General features: G+C 60.9%; 11 protein-coding genes. 6 read left to right on the forward strand and 5 right to left on the reverse strand.

Annotated elements, in window-relative coordinates; all coding sequences use genetic code 11:
• Positions 1–353: 353 nt before the first annotated feature.
• The 6 genes from C6366_RS05930 to C6366_RS05955 all read left to right on the forward strand — a co-directional run bounded on the left by C6366_RS05930 (position 354) and on the right by C6366_RS05955 (position 8412).
• Entirely contained in the window at positions 354–1214 is an 861-nt protein-coding gene (locus C6366_RS05930) for a sugar phosphate isomerase/epimerase (RefSeq protein WP_158269668.1), read from the forward strand.
• Positions 1193–2554 (forward strand): alkaline phosphatase family protein, encoded by a 1362-nt coding sequence (locus C6366_RS05935; protein ID WP_107736426.1) that lies wholly within the window; start codon positions 1193–1195, stop codon positions 2552–2554. The genes C6366_RS05930 and C6366_RS05935 overlap by 22 nt, the downstream gene beginning before the upstream one ends.
• 168 nt (positions 2555–2722) lie before the next feature.
• Entirely contained in the window at positions 2723–3283 is a 561-nt protein-coding gene (locus tag C6366_RS05940; protein WP_107736427.1) for a nicotinate-nucleotide adenylyltransferase, read from the forward strand.
• A 321-nt stretch (positions 3284–3604) separates the two neighbouring features.
• A complete protein-coding gene (locus tag C6366_RS05945) occupies positions 3605–4672 on the forward strand; it encodes an efflux RND transporter periplasmic adaptor subunit (RefSeq protein WP_158269669.1) in 1068 nt (355 codons plus the stop codon).
• A gap of 148 nt (positions 4673–4820) precedes the next feature.
• Positions 4821–8024 (forward strand): efflux RND transporter permease subunit, encoded by a 3204-nt coding sequence (locus tag C6366_RS05950; protein WP_107736429.1) that lies wholly within the window; start codon positions 4821–4823, stop codon positions 8022–8024.
• The gene (locus C6366_RS05955; protein ID WP_107736430.1) at positions 7993–8412 is read left to right on the forward strand and encodes a secondary thiamine-phosphate synthase enzyme YjbQ; all 420 of its coding nucleotides are present in this window, start codon (positions 7993–7995) and stop codon (positions 8410–8412) included. Before C6366_RS05950 ends, C6366_RS05955 begins: the two co-directional genes overlap by 32 nt.
• Here C6366_RS05955 and C6366_RS05960 read toward each other — a convergent pair.
• From C6366_RS05960 to wecB, 5 genes are read right to left on the reverse strand one after another with little or no spacing between them, the layout of a single operon-like run.
• Entirely contained in the window at positions 8399–9310 is a 912-nt protein-coding gene (locus tag C6366_RS05960) for a cold shock domain-containing protein (RefSeq protein ID WP_107736431.1), read from the reverse strand. The genes C6366_RS05955 and C6366_RS05960 overlap by 14 nt on opposite strands.
• A 36-nt stretch (positions 9311–9346) precedes the next feature.
• The gene (locus C6366_RS05965) at positions 9347–10423 is read right to left on the reverse strand and encodes a DUF4434 domain-containing protein (RefSeq protein ID WP_107736432.1); all 1077 of its coding nucleotides are present in this window, start codon (positions 10421–10423) and stop codon (positions 9347–9349) included.
• Positions 10377–13835: a hypothetical protein gene (locus C6366_RS05970; RefSeq protein WP_107736433.1), complete on the reverse strand. Its 3459-nt coding sequence runs from the start codon at positions 13833–13835 to the stop codon at positions 10377–10379. The genes C6366_RS05965 and C6366_RS05970 overlap by 47 nt, the downstream gene beginning before the upstream one ends.
• Positions 13832–16102, reverse strand: coding sequence for a glycosyl transferase family protein (locus tag C6366_RS05975; RefSeq protein ID WP_107736434.1), 2271 nt, complete (start codon positions 16100–16102; stop codon positions 13832–13834). The genes C6366_RS05970 and C6366_RS05975 overlap by 4 nt, the downstream gene beginning before the upstream one ends.
• Before the next feature lie 4 nt (positions 16103–16106).
• Entirely contained in the window at positions 16107–17279 is a 1173-nt protein-coding gene (gene wecB / locus C6366_RS05980) for a non-hydrolyzing UDP-N-acetylglucosamine 2-epimerase (RefSeq protein WP_107736435.1), read from the reverse strand.
• Between the last annotated feature and the right edge of the window lie 21 nt (positions 17280–17300).

A 17300-nucleotide genomic window follows, 5' to 3' on the forward strand; every position in this document is an offset into this window, starting at 1 on the left:
ACATGATTCTGGATAAGATGCAACAGGTGGAGATGCGGATACCAGGGCAGATTTGTTTTCGATTCCTCGGGCGCTTTCCGGATCGGTATCGATTTCGACTGATGCCGGCCTTTCCCGGGGACACGCCCTGAACACTCAATCGACTACTATACTGGGATTTTTGAAGTTTCACAGAGAACAATTTTGTACTGACCCTTAGGCGGAACCTCTTGCTGATTCGTGCTGTTTCGGGATACGTGAGGCCACGTTCAGGGCGTACTTCTCTCCGCCTGGCCTCCTTGAAACCTTTGAACCATCCGCAAGGCCCTGTCCTCGGAAACGACATGCATGGAGCGAACACGCACGGATACGCAATGAACCATTTCCCGGCTTTGGCCTTTACCGCGGACGCCTCGGACCCGGCTTCCAGGCTGCGCTGGGTTAGCGAGCAGGCCGAGGCGGTGGAGTTTTCTCCGGACCCGGAGCGGCTGGACCGGCTTCCGGAAATGGTTCGGCCTTTCTTGACCGCCGGTCTTTCCGTCCGATACCACACCAGATATTTCGAGCATGAACTGGGACACGCCGATCCGGTCCGGGCCGGTCAGGCCCTGGAGGCGCACGTGCGCACCCTGCGGGCCATGTCCGGACTGGGGGAGCCCGCGGTCACGGTGCATACCGGGCTTGACCCGCATCAGCCGGCGCATGAGCCGACCTTCGTGGAGAACCTGGCCCGGCTGGTGGAATGTGGAAGGGGGCTGGGCATCAAAGTCTGCCTGGAGAACCTGCGGCGCGGGCCTTCCAGCGATCCGGCGAACGTACTGCGGTGGGCCAAGGCCTCCGGGGCGATGATCACCCTGGACGTCGGTCACGCCCTGGGCTCGGAAGCCGCGCTAAGCGGCCGTTGTCCCGCGGAAAGGTTCGTGGATATCTTCGCGGATCGGCTGTTCGCGGTTCACATCTACGGTCGCGAAGACGACCAGGGCCATCACCCCATCGAGGACGTCGCTCCGTTCAGGCCGTTCATCGTCAAGCTCGCTCGAACCGGGTGCGCCTGGTGGACCATCGAATTGCAAAGCCCGGCGCACGCTCAGGACACCCGTGCCTTGCTCCTGAAGGAACTGGCGGCCATCTCCTCTCCGGCCTGCTCAAACCAGCACCCATCCGAACCTCCCGCTTCCCGTCGCATGAACTCAAACCACGCCTCTTGTTGCCCATGCCCGACAAATGCCTGTTGATCGTTCTGGACGGACTGGGGGATCGCTCCCATGAGGTCCTGGATTGGCGAACCCCGCTCCAGGCCTCCTACACGCCGCATCTGGACCGCCTGGCCCGAAACGGTGCCAACGGCCTGTACCACGCCGGCACCCTGGGCGAGGCTCTGCCCAGCGAAACCGCGCATTTTGCAATATTCGGTTATGATCGGAAGGAGTTTCCCGGGCGAGGGCCCCTGGAAGCCTTGGGTGCCGGGGTGGATTTATCCCGGGACGAAGTCGCCATCCTGGCGCACTTCGCGGCCCTGGAAGAGCGGGACGGCTGCCTGGCTCTGGTCCGGGACGTGCCCCAGGTCGAGGAAGAGGAGGTCGCCGCCCTGATTCGGGCGGTGGACATGTGGGAACAGGACGGCATCCGGGTTCGGTACGTCCCGGTCAAGGGCGTGTTCGGCGTGCTGGTGCTTTCCGGCGATGTTTCTCCGGACATCACGGACACCGGGCCAATGCGCGACGGCCGGTTCCTGTCGGACGTGCTGCCCTTGGTCTCGAAACATGCCAGGAGAGCAGGACCGGATGGGCCAGATGGGACGGATGGGGCGGAGAGCGATGAGGTTCGGGCCCGGAGGACGGCCAATGTGTTGCGGGCCTACCTTCTGCACGTTTGGCGCACCTTGCGGGAGCATCCGCTGAATGCCCGGCGCAGGGGGGCCGGGCTGCCGCCCGTCACGGGACTGGTCACCCAGCGCGCGGGAAGATTGTGTCCGGTGCAGCCGTTTTCCCGACGTTTCGGCCTGCGCGGCCTGAGCATCGCTTCGGGCGCGGTGTTTCGCGGATTGGCCCGGTATCTGGGCATGGATTGGCAAGCGCCGCGAGACACCGGCAATTTGCAGGCGGACTTTGCCCATGATCTGGCCGCCGTGCCTGGGCTTTTCGACCGGTACGACTTCATTCATCTGCACACCAAGGCCCCGGATGAGGCGGCCCATGCCAAGGATCCCCTGCTCAAGAAATCGGTGATCGAAGCCCTGGATCAGGCTTTGGGGAACGTTGAGGATTCCTTGCTGAAAGATCCGGACCTGTTGGTGGTGGTCACCGCGGATCACTCCACCCCCAGTTCCGGAAACATGATTCACTCCGGCGAGCCGGTCCCCTTGCTGTTCCACGGAAACGGGGTCCGGCGGGACATGGTGGATCGCTTCGATGAGATCCACGCCGCGTCGGGATGCCTGGGCGGGGTCCGTGGGCGGGAACTGCTTCGGCTGGCCCTGAATCACCTGGACATGGCCCGCCTGGAGGGGATCCGGGACACCCCGGATGAGTGCCTGTATTGGCCCGGAGACTACCAGCCCTTGCCAGTCCGTTGAAAAACCCCCAATTGCTGCGTCGCTGCAAAAAGTTCAAACTCTCACGTATGAATAAATACGCTTCGACCTTGAACTTTTTTTGCTCCTTGCACTTGGGATTTTTGAACGGACTGTCAGACAAGGACTTTTTCAACAGTCAGTTAACCCAATATCCGCATGGAAGCTCAGATGTACGACATCGGCGTGATTCACGGGCGATTCCAGGTGCCCCACAACGACCACCTCAAATACCTGTTGGTCGGCAAGGCGCTGTGCCGTCACCTGATCGTGGGCATCACCAACCCGGACCCCAGCCTGACCGTCGATACGGCTTCGGACCGCAAGCGTTCCAGCGCCCTGGCCAATCCCCTGACCTATTACGAGCGCTTGGTCATTCTGCGCGACGTCCTCTTGGAAGCTGGCATCAACCAGACGCGGACGACCATCGTCCCCCTGCCCATCACCCACCCCGAACTCTACCGCCACTACGTTCCCCTGGACGCGGTCTTTCTGCTTTCCATCTGCGACGACTGGGGCCGCCACAAACTGAGCCAGTTCCAGGCCCTGGGCCTGCGAACCCACGTTCTTTGGGACGTTCCCCCGGACCAGAAAGGCATCAGCGGCACGGAAGTCCGCCAGGCCATGATCGACGACCACCCCTGGGAACACCTGACCCCGGCGGCCACGGTCCGGCACTGCCGGGCCTGGAACATCGCCGAAAGATTGCGAACGATCCGGAATGTTGAATGAAGTTGTTTTTTTAAGAATTTCGGGCTTTTTTCTTCCCTCGTCGGAATCCTCAGAGGATTCTTTTCCATAGCTTTGGGTTGAGGCTACACCATCATTGACCCTGTCCGGGGCAAGTGGCGTGTTTTCGTCGCCAAGCCCAATGGGGTTGTTTCTATCCCTTATCAACGGTTTGGCGGTTCACATTCCATCTTGTTCCGGGTAGATTCGCGCGGGTTGAATCGTTGTCCGCCGGGTCGCCTTTCTCAACGCGGTCTTTGGATGGATGTCGGTGGGCAAGAGGCGGCTGTGTTTTCACTGAATATGATCATGGAGCAAAGAAAGATGAATAGACGATTGGCGACGTTGCTGCTGGTCGCGGTATTTTGCTGGGGGAGCGGGGGAGCTTTGTGGGCTCAGCCGCCTGGGCAGCAGGGAGGCCCGCCGCCGGCGGTGGTCGTGACGGCTCTGGTCGCGTCCGGGGAGATGATTGAGGAGCAAGAGTTCGTGGGCACGGTCTTTTTTCAGGAAACCTCCCTGGTGGCTTCCGAGGTCAGCGGTCGGGTGCTTGAGGTCCATTTCGAGCAGGGCGATCGGGTTCGCCGCGGCGACAAGCTAGTGACCATGGACGGGGTGCTCAAGTCCAAGGATCTCCAGTCCCGCCGAGCCCAGCGGGAGGAAGTCCTGTCTGAATTGTCCCGTGTCCAGCGGGAGTTGGACCGGATGCGGCGACTCTTCGATCAGGGGACCGTTGCCGAACAGGAGTACGAGAAGGTCAAATTTCTCGCCAGTGCGCTGGAGCGTCGAGCCGAATCCCTGGCCGCGGAAATCGCCCGGATTCAGGAGGAAGTGCGAATGCTGGAGGTTCTTGCTCCCTTCGACGGAGTGGTCCTGACCCGGCTGAGCAATCTCGGAGAGTGGCTGTCTTCGGGCTCCCCCGTGGCCGAAGTGGCGCGGGACGACGTGGTGGACATCCTGGTCAACGTTCCCGTGGACGTGGCTTTGGACCTGGAACTGGGTCAGGTCGCGCGGGGAAGCGCCGCGGGCCGGGAACTGGTGGGCCGGGTCCAGGCCGTGGTACCTCGGGGCGACGTGGGCTCGCGGACGTTTCCGGTCAAGGTTCGGCTGCCCAACGAGCACGGTCTTTTGGAAGGCATGGAGGTGCGGATGTACCTGCCCACCGGCCAGCGTCACGAGGGGTTGACCGTTCCCCGGGACGCCGTGGTTCCCAGCCCCATGGGCCAGGTGATTTTCCTGGTCCGGGACGGCCAAGCCCAAATGATCCCGGTCTCGGTCTCCGCCTTTGCCCGTGATACGGCTGGAATAGAAGCCCAGGGCGTCGAGCCCGGCGAGCATGTGGTGGTCAAAGGCCAGGAGCGCCTGCGCGATGGACAGCCGGTGCGGGCAGAGTGATTGGTGAAGTGTGAAGGTGAAGTGTGAAAGGTGAAATGTGAACCTCGCTATTGGCGTCCACTCCCCCCCTGAACCGCAAACCTCATCAGCCCTTGAACCGCTGAACCGTTGAACCGTTGAACCCTTGAACCGTGAACCCCAGAACCCCATGAATCCCATCAGTTTTGCCATCCGCAATCCGGTCACCATTCTGGTGGGCGTGATTTTTGTCGTGATTTTCGGTCTGATTTCCCTGTTCGGGATGCCCTATCAGCTCACACCCACGGTGATCGAGCCGGAGATTTCCGTGCAGACCGTGTGGAGCGGGGCTACGCCCTACGAGATTGAGCGGGACATCATCGAGGAGCAAGAAAACGTTCTCAAGGGCATCCCCGGCCTCGTGGAAATGGAGAGCGAGAGCTTCAGTTCCTTCGGGCGGATCAACCTGCGCTTCTCTCTGGGCACCAACGTGGACGACGCTCTGTTGCGGGTTTCCAACAAGCTCAACGAGGTGGCTTCCTACCCCCAGGGCGCGGACCGGCCGGTGATCACGGCCACGGGCGCGGCATCCTCCCCGGTGATCTGGACATCTCTGAAGACCCTGCCGGACAACCCCCGGAGCATCGAAACCTACCGGACTTTTTTCGAGAACGAGGTCCGCCAGGAGCTGGAGCGGATTGAGGGCGTGGCGGACTTGTTCGTGTTCGGGGGCACGGAGCGGCAAATGCACGTGGTGGTGCTGCCGGAGCGGCTGGCCGCCTACGGGATGACCCTGGACGAGGTGCTCGCGGCACTGCGCTCCGAAAATGTGAACGTAGCCGCGGGCAGTATCGACGTGGGCCGTCGGGACTACCGCATCCGGACCGTGGCCGAGTTCCAGGGGCCGGAGGAGATCGAGGCCCTGCCGCTGCGCTCCACCGGACAGGAGCGGGTCTTCTTGAAAGACGTGGGTTGGGCCGAATACGGCTATGAAAAAACCTCCGCGGCCATGCTGCACAAGGGTCGCAAGGGCATTACCGTGGGGGTGCAGGCCGAGCCCGGGACCAATGTCCTGGACCTGACGGACCGGGTGGAGGCCGTGGTCCTGGGGCTGAACGCGAACCTGCTCAACCCCAACGGGCTGGATCTGGAGTGGCTGGCCGACGAACGCGGCTATATCCAGGGGGCCATCGGCCTGGTTCAGCAGAACATCCTGATCGGCGGTCTGCTGGCCATGACCGTGCTGTTCATTTTCCTGCGCCGGATCTCCACCACCAGCATCGCCGCCGGAGCCATCCCCATCAGCATCATCGGCACCTTCATCTTCATGAGCGCCTTTGGCCGGAACCTGAACGTGGTCAGTCTGGCCGGAATTTCCTTTGCCGTGGGCATGCTGGTGGACAGTACCATCGTGGTTCTGGAAAACATTGACCGTCACCTGAAGATGCGCAAGCCCACCTGCCAGGCGGCCCTGGACGGCACCCGGGAGGTCTGGGGCGCGATTCTGGCCTCGGCTTTGACCACGGTGGCCGTGTTCCTGCCCGTGGTCTTCATTCAGGAGGAGGCCGGGCAGCTTTTCAAGGACATCGCCATTGCCGTGACCTGTGCCATCAGCCTGAGCCTCGTGGTCTCGGTGATGGTCATCCCGTCCATCACCTGCCAGATATTTCGGGTGGTCAGTTCGGTCAAGCCGCGAGACCTGGGGCCGCTGCCCAGGCTGGGCGGTTTTTTGGTCAATCTGATCATGTACTTCGTGCGCTTGGCCGTGCGCAACTGGTTCTCCCGGATTTTGACCGTCAGCACCCTGACCGCAGCCGCCGTGCTCATTGCCTGGCTGTTTTTCCCGAAGATGGACTACCTGCCCCAGGGCAACCGCAACCTGATCCTGAACATCCTGATCCCGCCACCCGGCCTGTCCTATCCGGAGCGGGAGAACATCGGCGAGCACATCCACCAGCGCCTGGAGCCCCACTACGACCAGGACGTGGACGGCTTTCCCGGGATCCGTCATCTGTTCTATGTTGGCGCGGAATCATTCATGTTTTTCGGGGCCGTGAGCACCCATGAGCAGCGGGCCGGGGAACTGATCCCGCTGTTTCGCAACGTGATCGGCTCCATCCCGGGCATGCTCGGGGTCAGCCTGCAGGCCGGGATTTTTCAGACCCGGCTGGGCCGGGGACGAACCATCGACATCGATATCGTCGGCCCGAATCTGGAGGAGCTGGTGACCGTGGGCGGAACCATGTTCGGGATGCTGCGCGGCATCTACCCCGAAGCCCAGGTCCGACCGATCCCCTCATTGGAGCTGACTTATCCGGAGATCCGGTTCATTCCGGATCGGGACCGGCTCAAGGCCGTGGGGCTGAGCGCCGCGGACCTGGGGCTGGCTCTGGATGTGCTGACCCATGGTCGCAAGATCGGCGATTTCAAGGAAGAGGGGCAAAAGACCATTGACCTGATTTTGCGCTCATCCGCCCAGGCCATGGAAACCCCCGAGGTGTTGCACCACGCCCTGGTGGCCACGCCCCAGGGAATCTCGCTGCCTGTCTCTTCCCTGGCCGCCATGGAACGAACCACCGGAATCACCCAGATCCGTCACCTGGAGCGCCAGCGGACCGTTACCTTGCAGCTCACGCCCCCGGAGGCCGTGACCCTGCAGGAAGCCATGGAAACCGTTCAAAATCGGATCGTTCCGGCCCTGGAGGCCCAGGGACTGCTGGCCAATACCCGGGTGGAGATGAGCGGGGTGGCGGACAAGCTGACCGAGACACGGCTGGCCCTGCAGTGGAACTTCATCCTGGCCGTGATTATCATCTACCTGCTGATGTCCGCCCTGTTCGGGAATTTCCTCTATCCGCTGATCATCCTGTTCACCGTGCCCCTGGCTACGGCCGGCGGGTTCGTGGGGCTGAAGCTGGTCAACGTGCTTATCGCCCCCCAGGCGTTGGACATCTTGACTATGCTCGGGTTCGTGATTCTGGTGGGCGTGGTGGTGAACAATGCCATCCTGCTGGTCAACCAGTCGCTGATCAATGTCCGCCAGCACGCCATGGAACATCTGGAAGGCGTGCTGGAGGCCACCAGGGTTCGTCTGCGGCCGATCTACATGAGCACCACCACCAGCATTTTCGGCATGCTGCCCCTGGTGGTGGCCCCGGGGCCGGGGTCCGAGCTGTACCGCGGCCTGGGCAGCGTAGTCCTGGGCGGGTTGGCCCTGTCCACGGTGTTCACGATCTTCGTGATCCCGTCCCTGCTGGCCTTCTTCATCCGCATGGAAACCCCGGGCTCGGCCATGGGCGCGGACGCCCCCCTGAGCGGGGCGGCACGCTGCGAGTTGCCAGAGTCTGAACGAGGAGCAAACAATGAAAAGCTATCGCAAGGAACTGTGGTTTGACGTGTCCGGTCGGCGGGCGTTCATCAACATAACGCCCCAGGTGGAACAGTGTCTGCGGGAAAGCGGGATTCAGGAAGGGTTGCTGCTGTGCAACGCCATGCACATCACGGCCAGCGTGTTCATCAACGATGACGAATCCGGCCTGCACCAGGACTACGACGACTGGCTGGAACGCCTGGCCCCCCACGCTCCCGTCAGCCAATACCGCCACAATCGCACCGGCGAGGACAACGGCGACGCCCACCTCAAACGCCAGATCATGGGCCGGGAAGTGGTGGTGGCCGTGACCAAGGGCCGCCTGGACTTCGGCACCTGGGAGCGGATCTTCTACGGTGAATTCGACGGCAACCGCCGCAAGCGGGTGCTGGTGAAGATTATTGGGGAGTGAGACGGGGGGGGAACTCCCCGTTTCGCACTACGATTCTCACGGCGCATGGCCCTTTCTTGTTGCTGCTTACCAAAAACATCACTCTGTCGCCTACCGTCAGCCGATTGATGTCCATGTCCACCAAATCGCCGTAGTGAAAGAAAAGGTCGTCCTCTCCCTCGTCCGGGCGGATGAACCCGTATCCGCCCTGGATGGAAACCACGGTTCCGGACTGGTCCTCGCCGGGTTTCGTCTTGGCCGCGTCCACGGGGCGGTATTTCTCCTTAACGAACAAATCCCGCACGATCTGGTCGTCGTGGCGCTCGGGGTCGTCGATGACCTCGTTGATCAGGATCGGGTAGGTGGCGTTGTCCAGCAGGGCCTGGGAGGTCTTGGTGACCCGGTGGTTCCCATACTGGTCCATGTATTCAAAGTCGCACCCCAGGACCATGACCCGCGCGCCAATGGTGTTCAGCTTTCTGGTTAGGGGCAGGTAGTCCCCGTCCGAGGCGATGAGCACGATCACGTCGTACTTCTTGAAAATGGCCAGCTCGAAGGCCTCCAGGGCCAGCCAGACGTCGATACCTTTCTCCCCCTCGGGGGACATCGGCAGATAATGGGTGATCACCCCTTCCTTCATCAGAATGTCGTCGAAGATACGCTCCTTGAGTAGCAGGTCCCGGGCCTGGGCGTCGTAGGCCGTCAGCCGCCCGCGAAAATAGTGCATGTCCACGATCTTGCAGTTCTTGACCGGCCGTTCCTCACGGGCCGCGACTTCGTGGATGATGAACTGGTGGACTCCGTTGATGCTGATCCGGGACTGGCGGGAGTGGTCGTAGAGGTAATAATTGCTGACGTGAAAGAAGAAATTGCCGTCATAAAATATGCCGATCTTGGTCAGGTTTGTGTTGGTGATCATGGGGATCCTGGGCAGGGCTTGAGTCCTGGCCCTTTTTCAATTTGGTTGCTGAGCGTCGAGATATCTCTGGTAATCGTCGTGCAAGGTTTTGGCTTGAGGTCCAGCCATGGGATGGAGATAGTCCGGAATGCTGAAGGCGATAATGTCGTTGCTCACGAGGGTTTGGGCCTGAAGCAGTTGTTGCTTGATGCGGTTTATTGGTGCCGGAACAAAATCGAGGCCGTCTTCCGCGGGAGCGAAGGTTTCCACGATGACCCGAAGGCGCGCGCCGGTCCGCGGCATGGAGGCCGCCAAGGCCTCAAGGTAGGCCGCCGACTCGGAGGGTAGGAGACGTTCGGTGCCCAGGCCGTCCTGGTACAGCACCTCCGTGATGTTACCTGAGAGGGCCAAATCGGCCATAAGTGCGGCAAATCCCATTGGATCGTTGCGGCCGGTGGCAAAGCATGAGACGCTTATTTCCACTTCCGGGGAAAGTTCGCGCAACCCATCGACGAGCCGGGTCAGGTGATTCGAAAGCCGGTTCAGGCGCTCCGCGTCGATCCAGGTGGCGTCGTCGATTTCCTGTGGAATATAGAACCCCGCGAAAATCGGCTCCTCCCCATAACGTTCGACCAGGGTCCGGGCCAGGGAAATCTGGTCCTGGAGCAGGCGGTTCAGGAAGACCTCCACCAGTCCGGCTTCATTCTTGATTTTTTCCCACCATGCCGGGTCTTCGCTCAGGCCGAATCGAACCGACAGGCCATGCCGTCTAGCCGCTTCGACAATCAAGTCCACGACGGGAGCGGGGTCAACGCGGTCGTTCGGAACGTCCATGCGTCGATCCGGGGTCAGTCGCCAGAAAAAAGCCGGTTCGGTGATCAGCGACCACTGGAGGATGATTTCCCGGATACCCATTGCCTTCAGATCAGCGCAGAGAGTGTCCCAGTTCTGCTCGGTCCAGTCGTCGTGACGGTCCCATATCTGGATGAACGTAGAGGAAAAAGCCGGGGGAGTCTCGGCCCGAACTGGAAGCGCACCCCAGGCCAGGGCCAGGCACGCCAGGAGCGCCCACCACGCGGCCCGAAGCCTAGAACCGGAAGAGCAGTGTCGCGAAAAAGGCGTCAATTTGGTCATCCTTGATGTTGTCCGTATTGAATATTCGACCTACCTTGTAGGTCATGAGAAGTTCCACGCTTTTCCGGGGCAAGGCGTACTTGTCCTCGTCGTACAGGTAGCGGGTCGAAAGGCCGAGGCCGCCCTCGTAAAAGGAGACATCGTCGGCCCGTGATTCGGACCACCACTTGGCGTCGGCCACCAGAAACGGCGTCAGGATCAGGTTGTCGCGCACTTTCCAGTTGAAGCCCTGACGACCCTCCACATAGGCCGCCAATCGGGACGGAGACTCCAGATAGGCGTCGACTTCTCCGAACAGAAAAGAGTAATTCCAAAACGTTTCGTTGGGACGGACCCGGTCCGAGTCATCGAACAGGGAGAGCATGGCCCGGGCGACCCAGTTGTCCTCCCCGTCCCCCGAAAGAGAAAACAGCCGCTCCAAACCCAGATTCAGGTTGTAGGGTTTCAAGGGTTTGTAGCGCAGGCCCAGGGCCGCTTCCCAGGAGTTGTCCAGCACACGGAAACTGTCCGGCTCCATGCTCCAGCCCAGTCGTCCGATGAGCTTGAAGATCCGATGGTCCTGGAAGCCCCATTCCGGCGGAATCCAGCCCAGTTCTATCCCCGACGACGTGCGCAATACGTCCCGACCAGGCGCGGCCAATCCACCGAGGGTCCCGGTTTTGCCCGAGGTGTAGGTCAGCCAGAAGTCCAGATCCACGGCATTGCGCAGTGCCCGTATTTCGCCGCGCATCCTTCGGACATCCTCAGCGACGGCCTGGGCCTGTTCTTCATCTTCCGCGGGGCGAAGCGGGGCGTTGTCAATGGCGTCCATGAAGTGCGCCACTGCCTCGTCGTTGTCCCCTTGCTGCATGGCGATGTAGCCTAAATCCTGATGCACGGCGAGGAGGTCCGGTTCGAGCAGGGCCGCTTCGCTCAAAGGATTCCGGGCATCTTCCAGGCGTTCCAGGTTCAGGAATTCGTAGCCGGAGGCCATCAGCATCGCCGGTGTCCCGTGCAGGTCCGCGGCTTGCGCGAATGCCTCCGCGGCGGCTTCATGGTCTTCCTTGAGGCGGTAAATCCCGCCTAACTCAAACCAAAGCTCAGCGAGCCGCATTTCACCATGCCCTTGGTTCTCGGCTTGAGCCAAGGCGTCATGGTAAAGACTCTCGGCTTCGTCCAGGCAATCGAGGGCTCTGGCGATTCGCGCCAGCAAGACGACTCCTGGTGGTTGGTCGTGCTCCGGAAGATCGGCTTGATCCACAATGGAAAGCAGGTCGGCGGCGCGCTTCGCGTCCCCACCGGATAACGAGGCTCTGGCCAAACGATACCGTGTTTCCGGGGTGTCTTGCAGTTCCAGGGCCTGCACGTACCAGCCGATGGCCAGATCATGGCGGAGAAGTTCCTCGCTGAGATATCCCAAAAGCATCAGCAAGGGATACCTTTCTTGCTCCGGCAACGTGCCTAGATCAATGTCCAAATCCGTTTGTCGACGAGTGAACGGGGCTTGGGCGAGGGAGTGCAGGGCCAAGCCGGGTTGATTGAGGCGTTCATAGGACCATGCTAAGCCAATCCAGGCCATGTCTCCCGCACCAAGCTCAGCTGCCCGGGCAAAAGCGTCTCGAGCGCGGTGGTGGAGGTCCATCGCGGCCAGGGCATAACCAAATTGGAGCATGCGACCGGGCTGTTCGTCTCCTCGAATCACGGCGCGTTCCATGGCTTGCAGCGCCCGGATACGGTCGCCTTGGCTGATGAGGATTTCCGCGGAAGATTCCGCGATTTGCGCGGCTTTTTCCGGTGGGAGACCGGGTTGATCCTCGGCTTGTTCAAGGAAGACCACGGTTCGTTCCTGCCAATCGGGCAGGGCACGTGTTTGTTCCAATCGGGCGAGGCGCAGCAGAACGTCGGCTCGATCCGGTCCCCTGGCCGTATCTTCCAGCAGAGTGACCAGAACGTCGCCTGCCTGTTCAGGGCTGTCGCCCTCCAAGAACAGCCTCTCCGCACGCCCCAGGAGGTCCGTTCGTTTTTCCGCGTCCACGGCAGGCAAGGCCGCGGCGCGGAGCAGGGTTCTTGCCGCGGCATCCGGGCTGCCGGCCTGCCGCTGCATATGCGCCGCGGACTCCATTGCCCGAAGTCGGTCTTTCGGGGCGGCGTCGGTGTTGTCGGCCAATTTCAGGGACGTGGCGACGGCTTGGTCGATCTGTCCGGACTTGGTCCAGTACTCGACGATCATTTCCGCCATGGCGACATCCTTCATTCCGCCGGCTTTCCATACTTTTTCGTATTCCTGGGCAGCGATGTCGAAGCGTTCCTCCTTCACGGCCAGCGCACCCAGGGTGGCCCAGGATGACGGTGAGAGGTCGTCTTGGGCGGCTTGTTCAAACGCCAGGCTTGCTCCTCGGAAGTCGCCGAGTCGCTCTCGAATGACGCCGAGCATGACCAGGGCCCGCTTGCGCTTATTCGGGTCGGTGGTCTGCGCCAGGATTTCAGCATGATGCTCGGCTTCATGGAGTTGTCCGAGGTCGAAAAACAGCTGCGCGAGATGTTCGCGGGCTTGCTCATCGCCCGCTTCCACGGCTCGGAGGTAATGTGCCACGGCCTCCATGGAAAGACCGGCGCGAAGAGCCAACTCAGCCAGCCGCGACTCCAACTCGGAAGATGTTTCCCGTACCGGGATGGTTTGCAGAAGCAGCACTCTTGCTTGGGCGTATTGGCCGATATGGATGGCCTCCTCGGCGGCGGCCGAGAGGGCTTGATCTCGAAATTCTCTGGTCTTAGCCTGTAATGCAGCAGTTTCCAAAGCTTCCAGGGCCAAGGCATGCTCGCCGAGAGCGGAAAGGGCGAATCCACGGACCAGGTTCGGTGACCACGAGAGTTCTTCCTGGACGGAGTCGTCGAGTAGCGCCAGAACCTGATGGAAATCCTCATGAGCCATGGCCCGATTGACCAGGGTCAAAAGGATGTCATGATCTTGTTCCTTGGAGATGTCGGGCAAACTCCGGGCCCGTTGAAAATCGACCTGGGCTTCTTCCCAACGTCCCAGGCGGTCAAGGGCCCAGGCCCGATACAAAAGCGGGAGCAGGGCGTTTGGTCGGTTTTCCAGTATCCGGTCGGCGTTTTCGACGATTTCACTATCTTCTCCAAGCTGTTCCAGCAAAACGATCAACTGAAGCCGTACGTTGTCCTCGATCGGGTCGATGGCCAGGAAGGCCCGCATTTCGTCGGCAGCGCCGTGAACGTCGCCCTTGGCTTGAAGGCGATACGCCATGTCCTGGTGCGGATATGTACGATTCTTGCGCAGTTCGCGGGCGATGACGCCTTCGTCTGTTCGATGGATTTCAAACGGCGGAGAGACTTGCTCGGCGTGTATGTCGTCCGAGAAAGAAAAAAGGACAAGACCGAGGAGCAACAAGGCGCGAACAAGGAGGAGGCTCATACGTCGGATCCGGAGATGCGAGGCGAAACAGATTCCAGTGTTGCCTGATCGATCACGCCCATGTCGGTTAAAATGGTTTCCAGCCGCCTGGTATTTCTGTTTTGCAATTGCAGGGCTTCATCCAGTTGGGTTTGCGTTATGATCCCTTGTTCCAGAAGACAGGTTCCCATCGGGGCCATGTCTTGTCTGTTCTCCACGCAGGACTTGAGTTCGGTGAGACTGGTTCTGTCGAAATGTCCGAGGGCCGTAAAGACCTCTCCGAGGTTCCGGTAGCCCTTCCGTTGCCTTTGTCGGGCTTCGGCGATCTGTTCCGGCGTGATCAGCCCCTGGGTCAAGAGTGCCGTTGCGAGTTTTTCTTCATGCGATTCCCGTACCAAGCGATCATAGCCAAAGCGAATCGCGAAGGATAGGTCGCCGCGGGTAGTCAGGCGCAATTCGATAGGACGGCCGATATCATTGGCCAACTGTCGAATTTCATCGGCATCCGGCATGGAGTCCATGGCCAGGATCAAGCCTCCATTCGGAGAGATGCCCACGGGAAAGAGGCGTTGTCCCCGGGCCATGCCCGGAGGGACCATGGCAATGATGTCCGTGTCCACGGCATAGGGGTCGACGGCGGTGGTCTGGACGCCGAACTGAACACCAAGGGTTTGCAGGAGCTTGTCCTCTTCGAGTACACCCATGTCCTCCAGGATCGCGCCTAGGGGCAGCCCATTTGCCTTCTGACGTTCAAGGGCCGCCTCCAACTGGGCCACGGTCACAAACCGGCGATCCAGGAGCAGGTCGCCCAAGCGACGCCGGTAGCGGACCAACTCGTCTTCACTGGGGTAGGAGTGGTCGGTCTTGTCCCAGGCCACGGGATTACCGGTGAGCAGGTGCCGGGTATAGAGCCTGATGGCCCGGATGGTGGCGAAAAAATTGATGACATTGGCCCAGATCAGTCGAAAAGGGCTCAAGGCGGCTTGGCCGATGCCGTAAGTTCGGGCCACGTACCAAGCCCGGATGCCGACTTGCCAGAGCAGCAGGCCCAGGTTGGCCAGCATCAGATGGAAGAGCGTCGTTCCGGCGGTGACCACGGGCGGGTAGCGATAGGCGTCGGGGAAGAAATGTACGTAGCCCCAGACGGTCAAATAGACAGGCACGAGGATGTTGGCCAGCATGTTCACCTGGTTGGTGATTAATCCGACCCTGTCCCTGGCCAGCATGTACCGGGTCCAGAATCCTCCCACCCAGCCAATGGTCTCCCAGGCTTGGAGGGTGATGCCCAGGATCCAGCGCGATTTTTGGCGGACCGCGGTGCGAAAGGTGCGGGGGAAAAAACCTCGGACACCGATGTAGTCCCGTTTTTGAACCATGCGCTCGCGGCCGGTCAGGGGGCTTTTCTTGCGCACGGAGCGCACAAAGGCCACCCGTGAGAAAATCTGGCGTACTCCGGGGACATCGGCAAGGCGGATGCCGAAGTCGTAGTCTTCGGTCACCGAACCGATGGTGAAAAGGCGATTCTGGTTTTTTTGGGCCAAACGGAGCAGCAGCTTTCTGGAAAAAGCCGTCCCGACTCCGGCGGAGGGGAGATTGCCGGTGAGCAGTTCTCGGACGACCATGTCGCGGGAGTGGTTCGTGGCGAACTCGTCCAGATAGGTGCCCATGGTGAACTGCCACCATTTGGGTTCCATGGGCAGGACCGGGACCTGGACCATGTCCATGCGAGGAATAAGAAAATTGAAGAGCTTCAGAAGCATGGGGTGCAGGACGTCTTCGGAGTCCTCCATGACGATGATCTCGAATTCGGTGCCATGGCTTTTCTCGTAATGCCGGATGCCCTCGAAAACCCAGTTCAGACAATCGGCTTTGGAGGTTGGGCCGTCCTTGGGACAAACGATGCGCTCCACGTTTCCGTAGCGCTCACGGACGAGGTCTACTTCCCGTTGCGTGTCCGGATCGTTGGGATACGTGCCGACGAAAATGACGTAGTTGGAATAGTTGAGCACCTTGATGGAGTTTTCCAGCATGCGGCTGATGACCGCGGACTCGTCCCAGCACGGAATCATCACGGCGACGAGTTGCTCGGGGCGGCTCATCAGGTCGGCTTCGGTGAGGTGTTTGGCCCGCCGAAAACCGAAGACGAACACCCGTCGCCAGATTTCCTGGCCTATTCTGACCAGATCGATGAACAGGTCGCTGAGTCCGTTCAGGAAAAAGACCAGCCCAAAGCCCCACAGACCGGCTTTAAGCAGAATGAGCAGGACTGGCATGAAATCGAAAAGCATGTCGTTATGTCTCCGAGCAGGTGCCGATGAAAGCCTCGTCGCCTGAAAGCAGGGGGCGCTGTCCGGTCAGGAAACGCTTGGCGGCCAGAACGATGCGCCGCGAGGCCCGGCCGTCGCCGAAAGGATTGCCGGTCCGACGCATGATCCGGGAGGCCCTGGACGTCCGGGCGAGTATCTCGCCGGCGGCCTGGATCACGGTTTGCGGGTCCGTGCCCACCAGTCGGGCCAACCCGCAGTTCACGGCTTCGGCGCGTTCGGTGACGTCGCGCGTTACCAGGACCGGTACGCCGAATGAGGGAGCTTCTTCTTGAACGCCGCCGGAGTCGGTAAGAATGAGTTCGGCTTGGTGCATCAGGCGAACGAAGTCCAGGTATGGCACGGAAGGGAGTAGAACGATCCGGTCATGGCGTCCGAGGATTCGTTGCGCGGTTTGTTGAACAAGAGGGTTGGCATGGACCGGAAAAACCGCGATCACATCCGGATGATCCTGGACGATGGATTCCACGGCCCGGCAAATGTTTTCCAAACCTTGGCCCCACGACTCCCTGCGGTGGGCCGTGACCAGAATCATGCGGCGTCCCAGGAGGCGGCTTTGGATGTCCGAGGCCAGGGGACCGAGCTTGTCCTCGAAATGCAGCAAGGCGTCCACCACGGTATTGCCCGTGACGGCGATGTTCTCCGGAGGGATGCGCTCGGCCAGCAGTTCGGCTGCCGCGGATTCCGTGGGCGCGAAGTGCGGTCCGGTCAGGATGGAGACCAAGCGGCGATTGGCTTCTTCGGGGAAAGGGTTTTGGAGATCATGGCTTCGCAGGCCGGCCTCAACGTGTCCCACGGGCACGCGGCGATAAAACGCGGCCAGGGCCGCGGCCAGGACCGTGGTGGTATCGCCCTGGACCAGGAGCAGGTCAGGCCGATGCGTGTCGATTTCCTGATCCATGGCGCGCAGCGTGTCCGCGGTCATTTCGGCCAGGGAACTTCCCGGCCGCATGACTTCAAGATCGCGGTCGGGTCGTAGATCGAAGGAATCCAGGATCTGCGTGAGCATCTCCTTGTGCTGTCCGGTGCTGAGGACCCGAACCGCAAAATCATCCGGGCAGTCGCGAAAAGCGGCGATGACCGGGGCCATTTTGACGGCTTCGGGCCGTGTGCCAAGAACGATGTCAATGGTATGGGGCATGGGAAAAGTGGATTAGAGGTG

The sequence above is a fragment of the Desulfonatronum sp. SC1 genome (genome assembly GCF_003046795.1).
GTDB lineage: Bacteria > Desulfobacterota > Desulfovibrionia > Desulfovibrionales > Desulfonatronaceae > Desulfonatronum.